12 protein-coding genes and 2 pseudogenes are annotated in these 18,114 nt (G+C 68.4%); 10 read left to right on the forward strand and 4 right to left on the reverse strand.

The features are described from left to right. Positions 1–14 precede the first annotated feature (14 nt). Positions 15–1,550, forward strand: coding sequence for an ISL3 family transposase (locus ACWGSR_RS22160; RefSeq protein WP_453568467.1), 1,536 nt, complete (start codon positions 15–17; stop codon positions 1,548–1,550). 669 nt (positions 1,551–2,219) lie between these two features. On the opposite strand, the gene ACWGSR_RS22165 is transcribed toward ACWGSR_RS22160, so the two are convergent. Then, positions 2,220–5,063 (reverse strand): sigma-70 family RNA polymerase sigma factor, encoded by a 2,844-nt coding sequence (locus ACWGSR_RS22165; RefSeq protein ID WP_453568370.1) that lies wholly within the window; start codon positions 5,061–5,063, stop codon positions 2,220–2,222. Between the two features lie 603 nt (positions 5,064–5,666). Here ACWGSR_RS22165 and ACWGSR_RS22170 point away from each other — a divergent pair. The 3 genes and pseudogenes from ACWGSR_RS22170 to ACWGSR_RS22180 form a co-directional block, all read left to right on the forward strand. Then, positions 5,667–6,266 (forward strand): TetR/AcrR family transcriptional regulator, encoded by a 600-nt coding sequence (locus ACWGSR_RS22170; protein ID WP_453568372.1) that lies wholly within the window; start codon positions 5,667–5,669, stop codon positions 6,264–6,266. After that, positions 6,263–7,144 (forward strand): oxidoreductase, encoded by an 882-nt coding sequence (locus tag ACWGSR_RS22175; RefSeq protein ID WP_376247199.1) that lies wholly within the window; start codon positions 6,263–6,265, stop codon positions 7,142–7,144. Before ACWGSR_RS22170 ends, ACWGSR_RS22175 begins: the two co-directional genes overlap by 4 nt. 93 nt (positions 7,145–7,237) lie before the next feature. Beyond that, positions 7,238–7,555: pseudogene (locus tag ACWGSR_RS22180) on the forward strand (transposase); the annotation flags it as partial. On the opposite strand, the gene ACWGSR_RS22185 reads toward ACWGSR_RS22180, so the two are convergent. From ACWGSR_RS22185 to ACWGSR_RS22195, 3 genes and pseudogenes are all read right to left on the reverse strand, one after another. Next, a complete protein-coding gene (locus ACWGSR_RS22185) occupies positions 7,550–8,866 on the reverse strand; it encodes an NAD(P)/FAD-dependent oxidoreductase (RefSeq protein ID WP_453568374.1) in 1,317 nt (438 codons plus the stop codon). The pseudogene ACWGSR_RS22180 and the gene ACWGSR_RS22185 sit on opposite strands and share 6 nt — an antisense overlap. Positions 8,867–9,498: 632 nt before the next feature. After that, the gene (locus ACWGSR_RS22190) at positions 9,499–10,299 is read right to left on the reverse strand and encodes a VOC family protein (protein ID WP_376246734.1); all 801 of its coding nucleotides are present in this window, start codon (positions 10,297–10,299) and stop codon (positions 9,499–9,501) included. A 153-nt stretch (positions 10,300–10,452) separates the two neighbouring features. Beyond that, positions 10,453–11,641, reverse strand: a pseudogene (locus ACWGSR_RS22195) (IS110 family transposase). A gap of 360 nt (positions 11,642–12,001) precedes the next feature. Here ACWGSR_RS22195 and ACWGSR_RS22200 point away from each other — a divergent pair. From ACWGSR_RS22200 to ACWGSR_RS22225, 6 genes are all read left to right on the forward strand, one after another. Beyond that, on the forward strand, positions 12,002–12,727 hold the full coding sequence (locus tag ACWGSR_RS22200) for a GntR family transcriptional regulator (RefSeq protein ID WP_376246716.1): 726 nt from the start codon (positions 12,002–12,004) through the stop codon (positions 12,725–12,727). After that, complete coding sequence (locus ACWGSR_RS22205) at positions 12,724–13,950, forward strand: hypothetical protein (protein ID WP_376246719.1); 1,227 nt, start codon at positions 12,724–12,726, stop codon at positions 13,948–13,950. Before ACWGSR_RS22200 ends, ACWGSR_RS22205 begins: the two co-directional genes overlap by 4 nt. Continuing rightward, the gene (locus ACWGSR_RS22210) at positions 13,947–14,888 is read left to right on the forward strand and encodes an ABC transporter permease (RefSeq protein WP_376246722.1); all 942 of its coding nucleotides are present in this window, start codon (positions 13,947–13,949) and stop codon (positions 14,886–14,888) included. Before ACWGSR_RS22205 ends, ACWGSR_RS22210 begins: the two co-directional genes overlap by 4 nt. 88 nt (positions 14,889–14,976) lie before the next feature. Continuing rightward, positions 14,977–15,849, forward strand: coding sequence for an ABC transporter permease (locus ACWGSR_RS22215; protein ID WP_376246725.1), 873 nt, complete (start codon positions 14,977–14,979; stop codon positions 15,847–15,849). Positions 15,850–15,927: 78 nt separating this feature from the next. Further along, on the forward strand, positions 15,928–17,496 hold the full coding sequence (locus tag ACWGSR_RS22220) for an ABC transporter substrate-binding protein (RefSeq protein ID WP_453568377.1): 1,569 nt from the start codon (positions 15,928–15,930) through the stop codon (positions 17,494–17,496). A gap of 9 nt (positions 17,497–17,505) precedes the next feature. Continuing rightward, a partial coding sequence (locus ACWGSR_RS22225; protein WP_453568379.1) for an ATP-binding cassette domain-containing protein occupies positions 17,506–18,114 on the forward strand: 609 nt, incomplete at its 3' end.

An 18,114-nucleotide genomic window follows, 5' to 3' on the forward strand; every position in this document is an offset into this window, starting at 1 on the left:
TGTGATCATTGAGCGTGCATGATGCGAACGCGCTTGTGGGAACGGTGTTTTCGGGGTTGCCGGCGTTGGTCATCGAGGATGTGGCGGACGGTGGCGAGATAGTCCGGGTTTCGGCTCGGACCCGGGATGTTCCCGTTCCCTGTCCGGTGTGCGGGGTGGTGACGGGGAGGGTCCACGGGTATCACGGCCGGACGGTGCGGGATGTTCCGGTCGACGGCCGGCAGGTCGTGCTCCGGGTGAGGATACGACGGATGGTCTGCCCGGTCCGGGGCTGCGGTCGGCAGACCTTCCGCGAGCAGGTCCACGGGCTCCTGGAGCGCCATCAGCGCCGCACCACACGTCTGACCAGCCAGCTCTCCGAGCTGGTCAAGGAGTTGTGCGGCCGGGCGTCCGCCAGACTCTCCCGATCTCTGGCCGTGCCCGTGTCGTACGCCTCCGCCCTGCGGCTGCTGCGGCGGGTGCCCTTGCCGGTGGTGCGGATCCCGCGGGTGATCGGGGTCGACGACTTCGCCCTGCGGCGCCGGCACAGCTACGCCACGATCGTCATCAACGCCGAGACCGGCCAGCGGATCGAGGTACTGCCCGGCCGCGAGGCCGCCACTTTGGAAGCCTGGCTGCGCGAGCATCCGGGCATCGAGGCCGTGTGCCGGGACGGATCGGCCACTTACGCCGAGGCGATCCGACGAGCCCTGCCCGACACGGTCCAGATCAGCGACCGCTGGCACCTGTGGCACAACCTCGCCAAGGCCGTCCGCAAAGAAGTTGCCGCGCACAGCACCTGCTGGGCGAAAGCGGGACCGCCCCCGGCCGAGGGGAGACAGGCCGCCACCACCCGCGAGCGCCGGCAGCAGGTCCACTCCCTGCGCGAGCGCGGAGTCGGACTTCTGGAGTGCGCGCGCCGCATGAACCTGGCTCTCAACACCGTCAAGCGCTACGACCGCGTTGCCGAGCCCGAGCGCCTCATCCGCGCCCCCGAGTACCGGCCCACCCTGGTGGATCCCTACCGCGACCACCTGCGCCGACGCCGGCTGGAGAATCCGGCCGTCCCCGTCACCCATCTCCTCCGGGAGATCAGGGATCTGGGCTACACCGGCAGCTCGAACCTGCTGGTCCGCTACATCAACCAGGGCCGTGTCGAGGCCGACCGGCCCGCACTCTCGCCCCGGCGCCTGGCCCGCTACCTGCTCACCCGCTCCGACCGCCTCAAGGACCATCAGCGGGAACGTATCGAGGCTGCCCGCACCACCTGCCACGCGATGACGGCTCTGGCCGATCTCATCCACCGCTTCGCAGCGCTACTGGATCCCGCCGACGGCAATGCCGCTCTGCTGAGTACCTGGATCACCGCGGCCCAGGCCGAGGACCTGCCTCACCTGCATGCCTTCACCCGGGGCCTTGAGAAGGACCGCGCCGCAGTCGATGCCGCCCTCACCCTGCCGCACCACAATGGCGGCACCGAAGGCGTCAACAACAAAACCAAGCTGATCAAGCGCCAGATGTACGGCCGCGCGAGCTTCCCCCTCCTCCGCCACCGCATCCTCCTGGGCTGACCACACCCTCCGTCACCACCGACTACGGAAAAGACCCGTTCGATTGACAGACCCGGCCCCGGCAGGCTGGCCGGGGCCCGATGCTATGCAGGTGTCATAGTCAGGGTCCCTTTGATACGGCCTGACTCTTGGTGTGCGGGATGGGCAGGCGGCTCAGCGCGCGTGTGAGGGGTGAGGTACGTCCAGTCAGGGAAACCGGGCTGAGCACTGCGTCAGCGTTGTTGCGGCCGGCCGCGGCGTATTCGACGGCCCGGGCGGTTATGGCCGCATCGGATACCGATCGTGGGTGCTGCACGGCCGAGCCGGCAAGAAAGGCGTAGGCGAACATGGTCAGGATCATGCGCCGGTGTCGGCCCGCCTATCGACGGACCTCGACTGGTTCAGGTCACATTCGTTCTTCGCGTCCCGGCAGCACTCACGGTCGGACGTCCAGGTCTTCGGCAGGTACAGCTCTCGGTCCGCCGAAGACCACCCACAGGCCCTCGCATAAACGGCGAACTCTCCGATCTGACAGTTGTCGCACCGCTGTCAAGGAACAAGTGCGGTTGACATCGCCGCCCTGTTGGCAAGATACGACCAGGCCGAGGCCGGGAAGTCCGGCCTCACCTTGCTCATCCCAATTGGCATCCGGGCCATCCCTGGGGCAGCGCCGGGGATGGCCCGAACACGTCAAGAACGCCTGCGCCGCGCGAACACGAGCAGGCCGGTTCCGGCGACCAGGACGCCCGCGGCAACGCCCAGCGGCAGCATCGGGTCGGACCCGCCGGTTTGTGCCAGCGGTTCGCTCCCCCCGTGGGCCGTGAGGCCGGAGTCGTCGTCACCGGCCGCGCCGGGGTTCGCACCCTTAGCGCCGGCAGCGTCCGCACCGGTCTTCGCCCCCGCGCCGTCAGCCGTATCCGCACCGGCCGAAGCACCCGTATCCGTGCCACCGGACGGCTCGCCGGCATCCGCGTTCGGGCTCTTCTGCCCCGGCACCGACACGTCACCGCCACCCGCGGCGGCTCCGAAACCGTATGCGCCCCGGTCCGGTGCGTCACCTTCGCGGGTCGCCCCGGTGAAGTCGGTGGTCAGGGCCGGGAACGGGGTGGCGGAGCCGATGGCGGGTGAGCCCTTCGCAAGCCGGAAGTCCGCGTCCGGGCCCTTGCCGGGGGCGGTGAACCTCGGGTCCGCGATGATGTCGTGCGGGCCCTTGGTCTCGGGTGTCTTACCGCCGAAGTAGACGTTGTAGTCGTAGGTGACGTTCACATTGCGGGACTTGCTGTTGGTGGCCTGGCCCGGGCGGGCATAGGCGATGTTGTTGAGGAGCCGTACGTCAGTGCTGTCGTGGGCGAAGATGTTGGCGTATGGCTTTTCGATGCGGGTGCTGCGGCCGTTGAGGTAGGCCGTGTTGTGGACGATGTCGACGTGCTGGCTCTTGTAGGCGTGGATGCCCGAACCACCGTTGTCATAACTGATGTTGTCGGCGACCAGGGCGCGTCCGTTGTAGGCCGGCCTTCCCCGTCCGGGGTCGCCTTTCGTCGTGTCAATGATGATGCCGTTGCCGTCGGAATAGCAGCCGCAGCCTTCCCACTTGACCTTGGTCTCGTTGTCATGGACGCGGTTGCCGGTGATGCGAATCTTGTATGTCCCAGGCTCGCCGCCGTCGGTGTCTCGGGGAGTGAGGACGGAGATGCCGCTGGTGCCGTAGACGGTGAACCAGGCATTGGAGTGGACGTGGTTGCCGGTGATGTGGACGTGGTCGGCTTCGATCGCGGAGATCCCGCCACCCGCGCAGTCGTGTACCAGGTTGCCGGTGATGACGACGTGGTGGGCGAACGCGCCGGTCTGCCGGTTCTTCTCCACGGATATGCAGTTGGTGTTGTACGTGGGGTCGGTCTTGCTCGACGAGCGTTCGGCGTCGGCCAGGGACAGGGCGGCGTTGTTGCCCTTGACCTCCAGGTTCTTGATGACGACGTGGGACGCGCCGTAGACGCTGATGCCGTTCCAGGCCGTCTTGGGGTTCAGGACCGGCCGGTGGCCGGGATACGCCGTGAAGGTGATGGGAGCTCCCGGGCGTCCCGAGCGTTTGACGGTCAGCACGTTGGAGCCCTTGCGGGGCTCGGTGTACGTGCCGTTCATGACGGCCACGACATCGCCGGGGCCGGCGATGTCCGCGGCCTTCTGAAGGGTGCGGAACGGCGATCCGGCCGACGTGCCGGGGTTGGAGTCGCTGCCGCCGGGGCTCACGAAATAGGTCGGGGCGGGGGTCTTCACGGGTAGGGACGTGCGCAGGACGCGCGCGGCGACGGGGGACGGGGCGGGGGTGCGGCTTTCCGTGGGTGCGGCCCACCCAGCGGCGCGCGGGGTAGCGCTGCCGGGTGTGGGCGTCCTTGTCGCGGTCGTCGTCGACGCATTTGCCCCGGAGACCGTACTTCGCGCGCCGGCAGGGACTTCCGCTCCTGACGGGACCATGACGAGGCCCGTCGCGACGAGTGCGGCCACCCCGGCGGCGGCGGTCGCACCCGTCGCCTTGGCGGAGAGCCCCCCGAACACACCGTGGTCGCCGCGCGGGTCGCCGGTCGCGCGGCGGCCGTGTCCGCGGGGTGCAGGCCGGTGAGCGGTGTGCCGGGCGGGTGGGGCCGCGTGGGTAAGGTTCCCGGCGCCGTCGGTGCCGGCTTCAACCGGGCCGTTTGCACCCGGGCCCGGCTCGCCGAGAGGGTTCGCCGGACCCTCCGCCTCGCCGAGCGTCGACTGCCCCGCCGACTCGGTCCATCCCGTCGCCCCAGCCGCTTCAGCATCTCCCGGGCGGCCCGGTACGAGCAGGGGGAGGCCCGCGAGCAGCCGCTTGGGCGGGACCAGGCGGCCGGCGGGATGACCGCACGGCTCGCAGGAGCGCAGGTGCCGGGCGAGCCGTTTGCGCAGCAAGGGGCTGGGAATCGGGTCATCCGGGCCGGCGAGCTCGGTCAGCTCCGCACAGCGCGGGATGCGGGACAACGCTCGCACGACCGTCCGCGCCACGTCCAGCTGGGCCTTCATCCGCTGCACCTGGACCGCCAGATGGGCCGCCGGAAGGTTCATGGCCACCGCGATGTCTTTCCGGGACAATCGTCCGCACGCCTCCAGCCACCACAGCGACAGCAGGTCTCGGTACGACGGGTCGAGCCACGTGGTGGCCGCGGCGACCTGCCGCTGCTCGGCGGAGAGCGACTGCCGCAGCAGGAAAAGGGTCGTGAAGTCGGTTTCCGGCGCGTGCCGTTCGTCGGCGTGCTCCAGTGTCGTCAGCCGGCCGGATCGCGCCCGACGCCGGGCGTCGGTGAGCTGGCGGACCGCGATGGACACCAGCCAGGAGCGGAACTTCGCCGTGTCCCGCAGGTCCGGCAGCGCACGGATCACCGCGACCATGGTGTCCTGCACGATGTCGTCGACGTCGAGGTCGGTCTCCGCCGCCCGCCCGACCACGTTGTAGACCAGCGGCAGGACGCCCGCGGTGAGCCGCTCAATTGCCTGGGTGTCTCCGTCGCGGGCCGCCTCCACCGTGCGGCGGTCCGGAAACGTGTTGGTCCTGTCGGGCCTGTCATGTCGCATGCGATACATCCTCGGGCGAGAGCAGGTGTGGCTGCTCCGGTGGGCGGTTGTCGCAGTAGTAGACGAGTGGGTGCCCCGGGCATAACACTTTTCACGCTTCGGGCCCCGCCCTCTTCGTCGCTGGATGACCGTCTCTTGAGTTGAAGAGTGTTTCGCCCTGACCGGGATACTTCATGACTGTCAGCTGCTGGAGCAGACTGTCCTTGCCTGTCAACCGCAGGTCCCCGGCCCAGGCCCTGGCCACGAACTCGTTCAGGAACCGGTCATCCACGCTCGCCGATGGGGCCCTGGTCTCCCTTGGTGTCTCTACGTTCTCGCTGGTGACAGGCGCAATCTTCCATGATCGCAACACTTGCGAAAACACTGGTGAAGGAACTTTCGACGGCCTGACGGGCAGCACCCTTCATGATCACAGGCACACACTCCGGGCCGCTGTCCGCGCGGCAGCACAGTGCGAGCTGGCATGAGCCGAGTAAGCCGATGACACAGAAGCGGCGCAGAACCGAAAGCCGATCACTTGACACATCCGCACTTATGAATGAACATTCATTCATGAGTGATAAGCGGACGCAGATCCTCCGGGCGGCTCTCGAGGTGTTCGCCGAGCACACGGTGGCAGCGGCACCGGTGCCGGTCATCGCGCGTGCGGCAGGCGTCGCGGCGGGCACCCTGTACCGCTACTGGCCGAGCAAGGAGGCTCTGGCCAACGCGGTCTACCAGGACGCCAAGCGGCTTTTCACCTCTTACCTTGCCCGAGGCGCTTTCCTGCCACAGAGCGCCGGGGAAGTCTTCGAGGCCTACGAGGTCATGTGGACGAATCTCGTTGCTTTCGCCGACCAGCATCCACAGGCCCTGGCCTTCCTGGAGCACCAGCAGCACGCCTCCTACCTCGATGCCACCAGCCTGGTGGCGTCCCGGGAGGCCGAGGCCCCCGCCGTGGACCTCATCCGCTCAGGACAACGCCTCGGCGTCCTGCGACAGGCGGATCCGCACCTGCTCATCACCATGGTCTTCGGAGCGTTCGTCGGCCTGACGAAAGCCGCCCGAGTCGGCAATGGCCTTTCCCGGGCCGCCCGGCAGCAGGCATCTGACGCCATCTGGTCCATGCTCACTCCCCACGCGACCGTGCACCAGCGCAAGGAAGCACCATGAACACCTCGATCAACGGTCCCGTACTGATCACGGGATGCTCCTCCGGCATCGGCGCGGCCGTGGCCCGCGCCTTCCTGGGCAGCGGCGCGATCGTCTACGCCACGGCCCGGCGTCCCGGTACCCTCGCCGCCCTCGCCGAGGCCGGAGCCCACATCCTCGCTCTGGACGTGACGGACGAGGAGTCCATGACTGAGGCAGTCCGCCGGATCGAGGCCGAGCACGGCTTCGTCGAGGTGCTGGTGAACAACGCAGGCTATGGCGAGTACGGCACCGTCGAGGAGACCGACATGGGCCGGGTCCGTAAGCAGTTCGACACCAACGTCTTCGGAGCGGCCCGCCTCATCCAGCTCGTCCTGCCGGGCATGCGCCGCGCGGGCCGCGGCCGGATCGTCAACGTCGGCTCCATGGGAGGCCGGCTGACCTTCCCCGCAGGCGGCTACTACCACGCTTCCAAGTACGCCCTGGAAGCGCTCACCGACGCCCTGCGCGTCGAAGTCGCACCGTTCGGCATCCGCGTTAGCCTCATCGAACCTGGTCTGATCAGAACATCCTTCGCAGACACCGCCGCCACGACCCTCACCTCCAGCAGTTCTCCGCGCACCGGCACGGCACATGAGAACGCGTACGCGGATCTCAACCACAGCGCCGGTGCGGTCATGGCTTCCGGATACCGCAGCCGCCTGCTATCGACCACCCCCGAACCGGTCGCCGAAGCCGTCCTGCATGCGGCCCGAGCGCGTCACCCCCGGCACCGGTACATCATCACCCCGGCCGCAAAAGCGATGGTGCACCTGCGGCGCTTGGCCGGCAGCAGGGTCTTCGACGCCATCGTCCGCCGCCAGTTCAATCTGCCGGCCGCACCAGCCCGACCGGTCTGACCGAAAGTTCCGGCCACCACAAGACAGAGGGCTCGACGTCACTCGCTGCACCACCGCCGACGCCAGCACATCCGTTTGTGGGAGAGTCCGCCTGTGAACAGTGAGAACATAGCCACTGCATCTGAAGTAGGGGCTGTGCCTGCAGCTGTGGATGATCAATTCCTGAACGAGTTCGTGGCCCGGTTCCAGGCTGAGGGCCTACAGCTGACCCGCGAAGGTGGGCTGCTTCAGCAGCTGACGAAACGGCTGCTGGAGTCCGCGCTCGAGGGTGAGCTGATAGGCCGCCTGAGCCATGACAGGCGCGATCCGGCCGGCAACAACGGCGGCAACTCGCGCAATGGCAAGCGGTCCAAGACCGTTGTCGTCAACGCCGGCCCGATCCAGACCGGCGTGCCGCGGGACCGGTTAGGCCTGGCGGTACACATCAGTGTGCTCGAAGTCGGGCAGTGTGGCCGGGCGGCCCTTCTGAAAGCCGGTGCTGACGAAGTCGCTGCCGGTAGTGGCGTTCAGGGCCCAATTGACCAGCACCCGGGTGCGGGCCGTAACGGTCGGCAGAGCCATCAGATGGTAGCCACGGGCCACCGCCTGCCCCGGCAGGCCGCTCAACTCCACGCCCAGCGGTCGCGAGACCGCGTAGCCGCCGCCCAGATCCACCACTAGTCCCAGGTCGCGATGGAAATACGGCTGCATCGCCGTGCCCCGCAGCCCCGCGACCACGTTATGGGCCACCGCCTTCCCCTGGCGCTGCGAGTGCTGCGCGGTGGGCGGTGTGATGCTGTCGTCCCCCTTGGCCAGGTCCGGGACGGCGGCGGCGTCTCCTACCGCGAACACGCCATCCGCGCCGGGTACCGTCAGCTCGGCGGTGGTCGCCAGCCGTCCACGCACCAAGTCGGTGTCGACGGTATGCACCAACGGACTGGCCGCCACGCCGGCCGTCCACACCAGGGTGCGGGTGTGCAGCGTCCTGCCGTCGGTGAGCTCCACTGTCCGGGGGGTTACTCGGGCCACGCTGGTGTTCAGGCTGAACTCGATGCCTCGGCCGCGTAGTACCGCCATCGCGGCCGATCCGAGCCGCTCACCGATCTCAGGCAGCAACCGCGGTGCGATGTCCACCAGGTGCCAACTGAGCAGGGACGGGTCGATGTGCGGGAATCGCCGCACTGCTTCCCGGGTGAGCAGCTCTAGACAGGCGGCCGTTTCGGTGCCCGCATATCCGCCGCCCACCACCACGAAGCACAGCCGCTCGGCCCGTTCCGCCGGGTCGGTGGTGGCGGCGGCCGCGTCCAGTTGGCCGATCACGTGGTCGCGCAGGTACGCGGCCTGGGCCAGGGTCTTCATCCCCAGCGCGTGCTCGGTGACGCCCGGGATGTCGAACAGCCGGGTAGTGCTGCCCGCGGCCAGCACCAGGTGGTCGTATCCGAGTTCCCACTCGGCGCCCTCAACGGTGCGCACGCTCACTTGTCGCTGCCGGGTGTCCACCCCCAGGGCGAACCCCGGCACGTAGCGGGTGCGGCGCAACCGCCGCCGCAGCGAGACCGCCACCGACTGCGGGGTGACGACGCCCGCTGCCACGTGCGGCAGCAGCGGCAGGTAGAGCTGGTAGTCGTGCGGGGAGACAAGCACCAGCTCCGCCTCCCCGGGCTTGAGCAACCGCTCAAGCCGATGCAGGCACTCCACGCCAGCGAAGCCGGCACCGATGACGAGAATCCGCGGGCGGGGCATGGGACACACTCCGGGCCGGTAAAGGAGGGGGTACCGCTCATATTGGCAGCACCCCCGCCCTCCCGCACCTCAACTGTCCGCCACTCAGGCCCATTCTTTCGGGTCCTGCCGGGCGCGTGACGAAAAGGAGCTCTGCAACCCGGCTCCCGGCAGGTCCGGTGGCAAGCTGACCAGCAAGGTTCATCTGGCCTGCGATGGCTGGGTCCGTTTCCTCGTCTTCGCCGTCCTTACAGAAGCCGCCCCGGCTCCCATCGCATCTGGCGCCCCCGCAAAACGGATACCGCTCTGTACTGGATAACCGCAGAACAACACTCAATGAAACCGATCAATACGCTCGGAACATGACTGCACCTGACCAATACCTGCTCCGCCTGACAAAGCAGCAACTCACTACAGCGAACTGAAACTCCAGTCCCCCAATACCAAGCCATGACAGCTCGGCCCGGAGCCCTATCGCGGAATGGTGCGGTCAGGGCCAGTGATGTTGCTTTGCTCCCAGCCCAGCGGTTCGCCAACCAACTCGGTGCAGTGGCGATCGTGATGCATCTGCCCCTCTCGGCGACCGGAAGGGCAATTTTCAGAGACAACAGCAACCTGAGGGCGTTCGGAGGCGGCGTTGTCTGGGCGTCCGGTTACGTCAGGCGGGGGCTTCCGGGGAGCACAGTGATGATGGCGAACGAGCCGCCTTGGGGGTCGGCCAGAACTGCCATCCGGCCGATCGTCATGTCGAAAGCCGGGGCCAGGACCGAGCCGCCGGCACGAACGGCGGCGGCTTGGATCTCGTCCACGTCGTCCACGTGGAAGTAAGCCTGCCAATGCGGCTGTAGGCCAGGCGGCAGCTTGGACAAGTCTGTTATTCCGCCGACCGCGCGCCCGTCGACCTGGAACTCGATGGAGTCCTCGGCGCCCGGAATTTCGGAGCGATGCGTGGTGATGGGCAGGATAGCGGAGTAGAACGCTGAGGCGGACGGCAGGTCGGCGGTGATCAGCTCGTTCCAGATGAGCGCGCCCTGCTCGTTGACGATGCCCATGCCGTCAAAGGTACCGGCCTGCCACAGGCCGACGACGGCCCCGGTCGGGTCGGCCATCAAGGCCATCCGGCCGAGGTCCATGATGTCGACCGGGCCCATCACGACCGTCCCGCCTGCATCGGTGACAGCCTTCACGGTGGTGTCGATATTGTCCGTCGCCAGGTACGTCGTCCAGACCGTCGGCGGCAGCGGGTCGGGAACAGTCCCGTACGGGTTCATCACCTTCATGATTCCGGCGACCGGCTTGCCCTTGAGGGTGCAGATGGCGTAGCCGCCCGTCTCTGCAGACCTAACCTCGCCCTGCCATCCGAACAGGCCGCAGTAGAAGTCCAGCGCCGCCCGCTGATCGGGGACCATCAGGTCAATCCAGCATGGGGTGCCGGGCTTGTAGGGGTCGTCCATTTCGGGCACGGATACCTCCGTCATACCGATCGAGGATAAACGGTACGCTCTCTACCCGGGCTCTGCACGCAAAATCGAGCCGTACGAGTGAAACAGGACGCAAAGTGGCACGGGTGTAGCCAGTTCATCATGGAGCAACTACAGATTCTTGGGTCATGCACCCAATATGGGTATGACCTCATCAGTGTGATTCCCAAGGGGGGTCTGACTAGCCGCGAGGGCCGTCGGTGGTGTGAGTTCGTAGCACCATTCATCGCGAAGGAGGGCCCAGAGGACGTTGACGCGGCGGCGCGTGAGGTCGGGGGCGGTTTAGATGTGGCGCTTTCCTTCGGCGCGTTTACGTTCGTAGAAGCAGCGGGACTCGTCGGACCGCCGGATGCCGACGAGGGCGGAAGTACAGAGGACACGTTGAGCCATTGGTTGCAGCATTGCGATCGTCGCAGGTTGCCGCTGATCTTTTTGGAGTCGCGCGGGACCGGTGCGACGCCACCGAAGCCGGCAACGTGGTCGGTCGTTTCGGAGACGGACATCTCGCCACCGGTGGCGACCAGAAACTCGGCCCCAGGGATGATGCCGAGGCCGAACATGCCGGTAGTCACTTCGAAGTAGTGGTGGTCGCGAAAACCGGCCTCGATGAGCCTGTCGAGTCGGCGACCTGCTCGTTTAGGGCCATCGCCTCCTTGGCCGGCGTATGCCTCGGCTGCGCGGTCAGCTTCTCACCGGGCAGGCTGGTGTGCCGGCGTTCGACCACGGCTTTGGCGAGCTGATCGGCTCGGAGAACCTTGCGGTTGCATAGCCAGGTCTCCAGGCGCTTGGTGCCGAGCCCGGGGGTGGCTGCGGGGCCTGGTAGCCGGTCAGCAAGGTCAGCGGGCTCTTGCTGGTGAGATCCAAGCCCGGGCAGATCCCGGTCAGCTGGGCCCGGAGCCGGTTGACGATGCGGGTGCGGTTGGCGACGAGATATGTGCCGCGACCGGTGAGGATCTTGAGGTCGATGAAGATGTTGCCGTCGGCGTGTAAAGAGGTGCAGGTCGCGGCGGATGCGGACCTGGTCGGCGATCACGGCGGTGTCCTTGGTGTCGGTCTCGCCCTCGCCGCGGTAGCTCTCGGAGACACGGTGGACAGCGTAACCGGAGATGCAGTTCACGAGCTGGTCGTGGTTGAGGAGGATGCCGATGACCAGAGTGGCTCCGCTGTCGGCCGGGTCAATGCCCCGGGTCACTTCGTCCCCCGGGGACAGGACATCGGCGAGGAGTTCGGGCTCGTCGTTGGCGACGCGTCGGGACAGCAGCCGGTGGCCGCTCTTGTCGATCGCGACGCAGTGGTGAGTCTTGCCTGCGTCGATGCTGGCTCAGATGTGCGTGCGTTTCATGATGTGTCCGGTCGCCGAGCTTGTCCAGGCGGAGGGGATCGACAGCCGCTCTCTTCGAGTGGGAGGTCGCATGCGGGGAGAGCCGGTGCCGCGGTGCGCGGGCGTGGTACCGGGCCGTCGTGGACTGTGCGCTCGCTCTCCGAAGTCCCGCAGGTGGGCAGGTTGCGCAGACGACGTTTGCAGAGCCGGAAACCGGGCGCAACCCCGGACCGGCCGTAAATCTCCTGATGGGGCGTCACTCTTCAGTGATGGCCCCTTACACACAGGGGGTCGTTTCAAAGAAGTTTCGCAGAGGGGTTGTGAGTTGGCATGCTGGTATACCACCATGCCGCCATGCCACCGATCGACTTCGAAACGAACGGCGCGACACTCGCTGCTCCCGCCGCACTGCCACCTCTCGGCCAGCCCGTCTCCCGGACCGACCGGGTGCGCGACGCATTGCGGCAGGCGATCCTCGAAGGAGCGCTCCCGCCTGGAAAAGCGCTGGTCGAGAGAGAGCTCGCCGAGCTGTACGGGGTTTCCAAGACCCCTGTGCGCGAGGCGCTCAAGCAGCTCCAGTCCACTGGTCTGGTGGAGGTGAACGCCTATCAGGGTGTCAGCGTCCGCCGTCCCGACGACCGCCTGGTGCAGGAGCTCTACACCGCGCGCCGTGCCGCCGAACCCGAGGCGGTACGACTGGCCGCTGTCCGTCTGGGCCCCGCGCCCCATGCCGGAGCCCGCCAGGCCCTCCAGCAGGCGACCGAACTCATCGGCTCGGGCGAAACCCGGAGCCTCGGAATCGCGAACCGGCGATTCCACCGCGAGCTCTACACCGCCTGCCACAACGGTTTCCTCTGCGGCTTCCTCGACCAGCTCCAGGACCTCACCGCATTCGTAGCCGGCCTCGGGTGGCGGCTGCGCGCCACCTGGGAGGAGGAGGCCGCCGAGCACGCGGCGATCCTGCAGGCGGTGGAGCAAGGTGACGGCCCGCTCGCCGAACAGCTCACCAGGGCTCACATCGACAAGGCCATGCAGAACCTCTCCGGCGCTCTTGGAGACGTCCCCGGGGCCGGCCGGTGAAGGTCGAGGTCTTCGCCCATCCCCTGTCCTTCCGCAGCGATCCACAGGCTGGGGCGGACCTGCTGGCCGGTCACGGAGTGGACCGCGTCCGCCTGGCGTTCGCATATCACGGCGGACGGTGGCTGCTGACGACCAGCGACCCCTGCGCCGTGGTCGACTTCCGCGCGGGCCGATGGTTCCGTGACGAGCCCTCCGCGCCTCGCGACACTCCTTCCGCTCTGCGCGAGGACGTCCACGGACTGGCACTGCCAGTCCTCGGTGACGAGGCGACGACCGCTTCGACCGCACTGTTGAAGTCCGGTGTGGGCGTGACGGCTTGGCTCGTGGGACTCCACCAGTCCGGCCTCGCAACCCGCCGCCCCGAGTCGGCCCTGCGCAATGCCTTCGGACACCCGTACCTGCATGCGCTGTGCCCGGCCAGGTCCGAGGTCCGCGCATACGCCGCCGATCTGGTTGCCCGGACCGCGCGCCGCCCCGGCGTCACCGGCCTCGAACTTGAAGCCTTCGGCTACCTCGGCTGGCAGCACCAGAGTGCCCACGACAAACTCGGAGCCGCCCTGCGCCCCGCCGACCGCTGGCTGCTCTCGGTGTGCTTCTGCTCTGCCTGTGCCGACCTCTTCGCCGACTCGGGCATCGACGTGCCCGACCTGGCCCGCACCGTCCGTGCCTCGCTCAGGAGTCAGCTCACCGATCCGCAGCCGGCCGGCGACACTGCCGCCGACCTCCGTACCGCTCTGAACCCCGATCTGCACGACACCGTCCTCGCCGTCCGCTCCCGAGTCACTACCGCCCTCGTGCAGGAAGCGGTCGCGGCGGCCGGAGGCCTGCCCGTCTCCGTACGCGCGACCGTCGACCCGTACGCCTGCGACGGCAAGTCCGGTGGGGATCTCGCCGCCCTCGCCGCAGCGGCGGACGGTCTCACCGTCACCGATCTGTCGGGGAACACTGATGCACTGCGGCGCGACATCCAGGAGGCGATCCGGACCGGCGTCCCGGTGGCGGCCGGCTGGAACCTGGCTGCGGACCGCACCGCTGACGAGCGGCAGCTGGCCGAGGTCGCCGCATGTGCCCGCGCCGCCGGGGCCGGCTCCCTCGTGCTCTACGCCTACGACCTGGCCCCCGCGCCGCGCCTGGGCTGGCTGCGCCGTCTCACCGACGCGCCGGGACCGCGCGGTACGGCCGCACCCGACCCCATCCCCCCGATACCGGAGCCGGTGACATGACCGGATACCTCATCCGCAGAATCGCCCAGCTGATCCCCGTCATTCTCGTCGTCTCCCTGGTCCTCTTTCTGCTCCTGAGGCTGATGCCGGGCGACCCGACCCTCGCCATCCTCGGCCCGGAGGCCACCGACGCGGACCGCGCGGTACTCCGCACGGACCTCGGCCTCGACGTCCCGCTCTGGCAGCAATTCACCCAGTGGCTCGGCGCACTGGGCCGAGGGGATCTGGGCATCTCCTGGCTGACCGGCGAGCAGGTCGGCGCGGTCATCTCCGACCGGCTCGCCGCCACCATCGAACTCGGCTTCATCGCACTGCTGTTCGCGCTACTCGTCGGTGTGCCCGCAGGAGTCCTCGCGGCGGTCCGCCGCCGCACCCGGACCGACACCGTGCTCAACTCCGGTGGTCTGTTCGCCCTGTCCACTCCGCACTTCTACCTCGCCGCACTGCTCATCCTGGTCTTCGCCCTGTGGCTGAAGGTCCTCCCGCCCTCGGGGTACGTTCCCTTCACCCAGGACCCGGTGGAGAACCTGCGGCACATGGTCCTGCCGGCCGTCACCATCGGCTCCACCATCGCCGCGGTGACCATGCGCCAGACCCGTGCCGCCCTCCTCGCCGCGTTCAACGAGGACTACATCCGCACGGCCGAGGCGTCGGGCCTCTCACGACGCCGGATCGTGGGCATCTATGCCCTGCGCAACGCGATCGTCCCCGTCGTGACGGTCGTCGCCCTGCAGATCGGTGCGCTGATGAGCGCCACCGTCGTCACCGAGACCGTCTTCACCCTTCCCGGCATGGGGACCCTGATCGTCAACGGCGTCTTCAGCCGGGACCTGCCCGTCGTCCAGGGCGCGGTGCTGATGGTCGTCGTCTTCGTCCTCCTGGTGAACCTGCTCGCCGACCTGGTCTACGCGTGGCTCGATCCCCGCATCACGTACTGACCCGTCCGCGCCCCGCGCCTCTCCGTGCACGCCACACGGACGCAATACATCGCCCCCGTACCTTCTGTACGCATCCCCTGGAGCACCGATGGCCATCGACCTCGTGCCGAAAGTCTCCCGCAGACCGGTTCTCGACCGGCTGCTCCGCGACCGCCGCGCCCACCTCGCCACACCCCTGCTGTTCCTGCTGCTCCTGGCAGCCGCCCTCGCGCCGTTCATGTCCGATGCGGCGGCCACCACCGACACCGGCCGGATTCTGGCCGGCCCGAGCTCCGCGCACCTGCTGGGCACCGACGAGATCGGCCGGGACGTGCTGGTCCGCATCGTCGCCGGTGCGTGGGTGACGGTGGGGGTGGCCACCATCACCGTGGGCGCGGCTCTCGTCCTCGGTACAGTCCTGGGCCTGGTCGCCGGGTACCGGGGGGGCTGGGTGGACTCCTTCGTCATGCGGGTCTCCGACGGTCTGCTCGCCTTCCCTCTCCTCGTCCTGGCCCTCACCGTCGTGGCGGCCCTGGGGCCCGGGCTGCGCAACGCGCTCATCGCGATCGCCGTAGTCACCACTCCGCGGTTCGCCCGTGTCGTCAGGGGCGAGGTGCTTTCCCTGCGCACCCGCGAGTGGGTATCTGCTGCTCGGATCGTCGGGGTGAGCCGCATGGCGATCATGCGCCGCCACCTCCTGCCGCACCTCGCGGGCACCCTGCTCGTCTTCGCCGCCCTGCAGGTCTCCACCGCGATCATGGCCGAGGCTGCCCTCAGCTTCCTGGGGCTCAGCGTGCAGCCGCCCCAGCCGAGCTGGGGAGCGATCGTCGCCAGCGGCACCGATCACCTGAACGCCAGCTGGTCGCTCAGCGTCTTCCCCGGGCTCGCGATCCTTCTCACGGTCGCCGCGTTCAACCTGCTCGCGGACGCTCTGCGCGACGCGCTGGACTCGCACCGCCCAGAACTCGCGCCCTCGCGCTGAGGCCCTTCTTCCCTTCCCTCCTCCTGCTCGTTCCTCGCCTTCCCCCCTTTCTCCCCCGCACAGAGGAAGTGCTTCGCCATGCCCATATCCGCCCATCCCGTGCCACGCCGCGCCGTCCTGGCCAGTGCCGCCGCCACTGCCGCGGTGGCCGCCCTCTCCGGGTGCGACAGCTCCGACGGTCCCTCCGGCGGAGCCTCCGGAGGAACTCTGACCGCCGGCTTCGACAACGAGCCCACCACCCTCGACCCGGCGCTCAGCTCCGCGATCTCCTCCGACCGCAACGTCCTCAACCTCTTCTTCGACTCCCTGCTGCGCCAGCGCCGCGACGGCACGCTCGCGCCGGCGCTCGCTGTGAAGTGGACGGTCACGGACAAGGAGATCATCTTCGAACTGCGCACGGGCGTGACGTTCCACGACGGCACCCCCTTCGACGCGGAAGCCGTCGTCACCAACCTGAAGCGGATCTCCGACCCCGTCACCCGCTCCACCAAGACCGCCGCCTTGGCCTCCGTCGCCGAAGTGAAGGCCACCAGTGCCCGGACCGTTGTCCTGACCCTCAAGAGCGCCGACCCGCTGCTGCTCACCCAGCTGGCCCACGAGCCCGGGATGATGGCCTCGCCCGCCGCCCTTTCCAAAAGCGGCAAGGACTTCGGCCGCAGGCCGGTCGGTACCGGCCCCTTCACCTTCCGCCAGTGGCGTTCGAAGGTGCAGCTGAGCGCCGAGCGCAATAAGACCTACTGGGACAAGGACAAGGACGGCACACCCCTCCCCCGCCTGGAGAAGGTGGTCCTGCGGTTCGTCACCGAGGCCAAGGTGCTGCGCGCGGAACTGCTCACCGGAGGCGTGCAGCTGGTCCGGGCCCTTCCCCCGGAGGAGTACAAGCAGCTCGCCGACGACAAGCGCATCACCGTCAAGGACGAAGGCGTCCGCCGCAACTACTATGCCTCCCTCAACGTCACCAAGGGCCCCTTCCGCGACCCGCGCGTGCGTGCCGCCTTCGCCATGGCCATCGACCGCGGCGCTGTCGGAAAGGCCTCGGCCGGCGGCGACTTCGACCTCGCGCCCTCCTTCGCCACCAGCCGCGACTGGTTCTACGACGGCTCGCTGGCCCTTCTCCCGCACGATCCGGAGAAGGCCCGTGCCACCCTGGAGAAGGCCGGTCTGCGAGGCCCGGTCCCGCTCACCCTCCTCGCGCGTCGCCGTGCCCCGGACCCCACCGTCGCAGAACTGCTCCAGAGCCAGCTCACAGCTGCGGGGTTCGCGCCGAAGGTCGAGGTGCTGGAGTTCCAGACCCAGCTGGAGCGCATGAAGCGGCACGACTTCGACGCGGCGGTCCTCGTCGTCGACGTACCCCGTCTGGATCCGTCGCTGTCGTTCGACCCGTACTTCGCCAGTACCGGGCCGAGCAACTGGTCGGGCCTGGACGACCCCGCCCTGGACGCACTGCTGGACAAGGGCCTGAGCACGGACGACCGTGCTGTGCGCAAGCAGGCGTACGTGGACGTCCAGCGCCGCATCCTGCAGAACAACTACTGGGTCTTCCTGCACCAGGCCAAGTCACCGCTGATCCACAGTGGCAGGCTCAAGGGTCTGGAACTCGACGTCGACGGCCAGTGGCGCCTCGAGCGCGCCCGTCTCGGCGCATAGGGCGACGCGATGACCCTCCTCGATATCCAGAACCTCGGCGTCACCTTCCACGGCAGTTCCGGCGAACCGCCCGTACGGGCTGTGGACGACGTCAGCCTGCGCCTCGACGCCGGCCAGACCCTCGCCATCGTGGGTGAGTCCGGCTCTGGCAAGACCGTCACCGCCCTGAGTCTCCTCGGCCTCAACCCGCCTTCGCCCCTGTGCGAGAGCACGGGAACGATCCTGCTGGACGGCACCGACCTGAGCACCCTCGACCGGAGCTCCTGGCGGCAGGTGCGGGGCAACCGGGTCGCCATGGTCTTCCAGGACCCCGGCACCGCCCTCAACCCGCTTCTGACCATCGGCACCCAGCTCGTCGATGCCGTCCGCGCCCACGAGCGTACGAGCCGCGACCAGGCACGACGGCGGGCCGTCGAGGCCCTGGCACAGGCTCGGATGCCCGAGCCTGAAAAGCGCCTCGGCCAGTACGTCCACGAGCTGTCCGGCGGCATGAGGCAACGTGCGGCGATCGCCCAGGCGATCGCCGCACGCCCCCCGCGGCTCCTCGCCGCTGAGCCCACCACCGCACTCGCCCCCGCCGGGCAGGCGGAGGTCATGAGCATGCTTCGCACGCTGTGC

Source organism: Streptomyces sp. NPDC055632, from assembly GCF_053618675.1.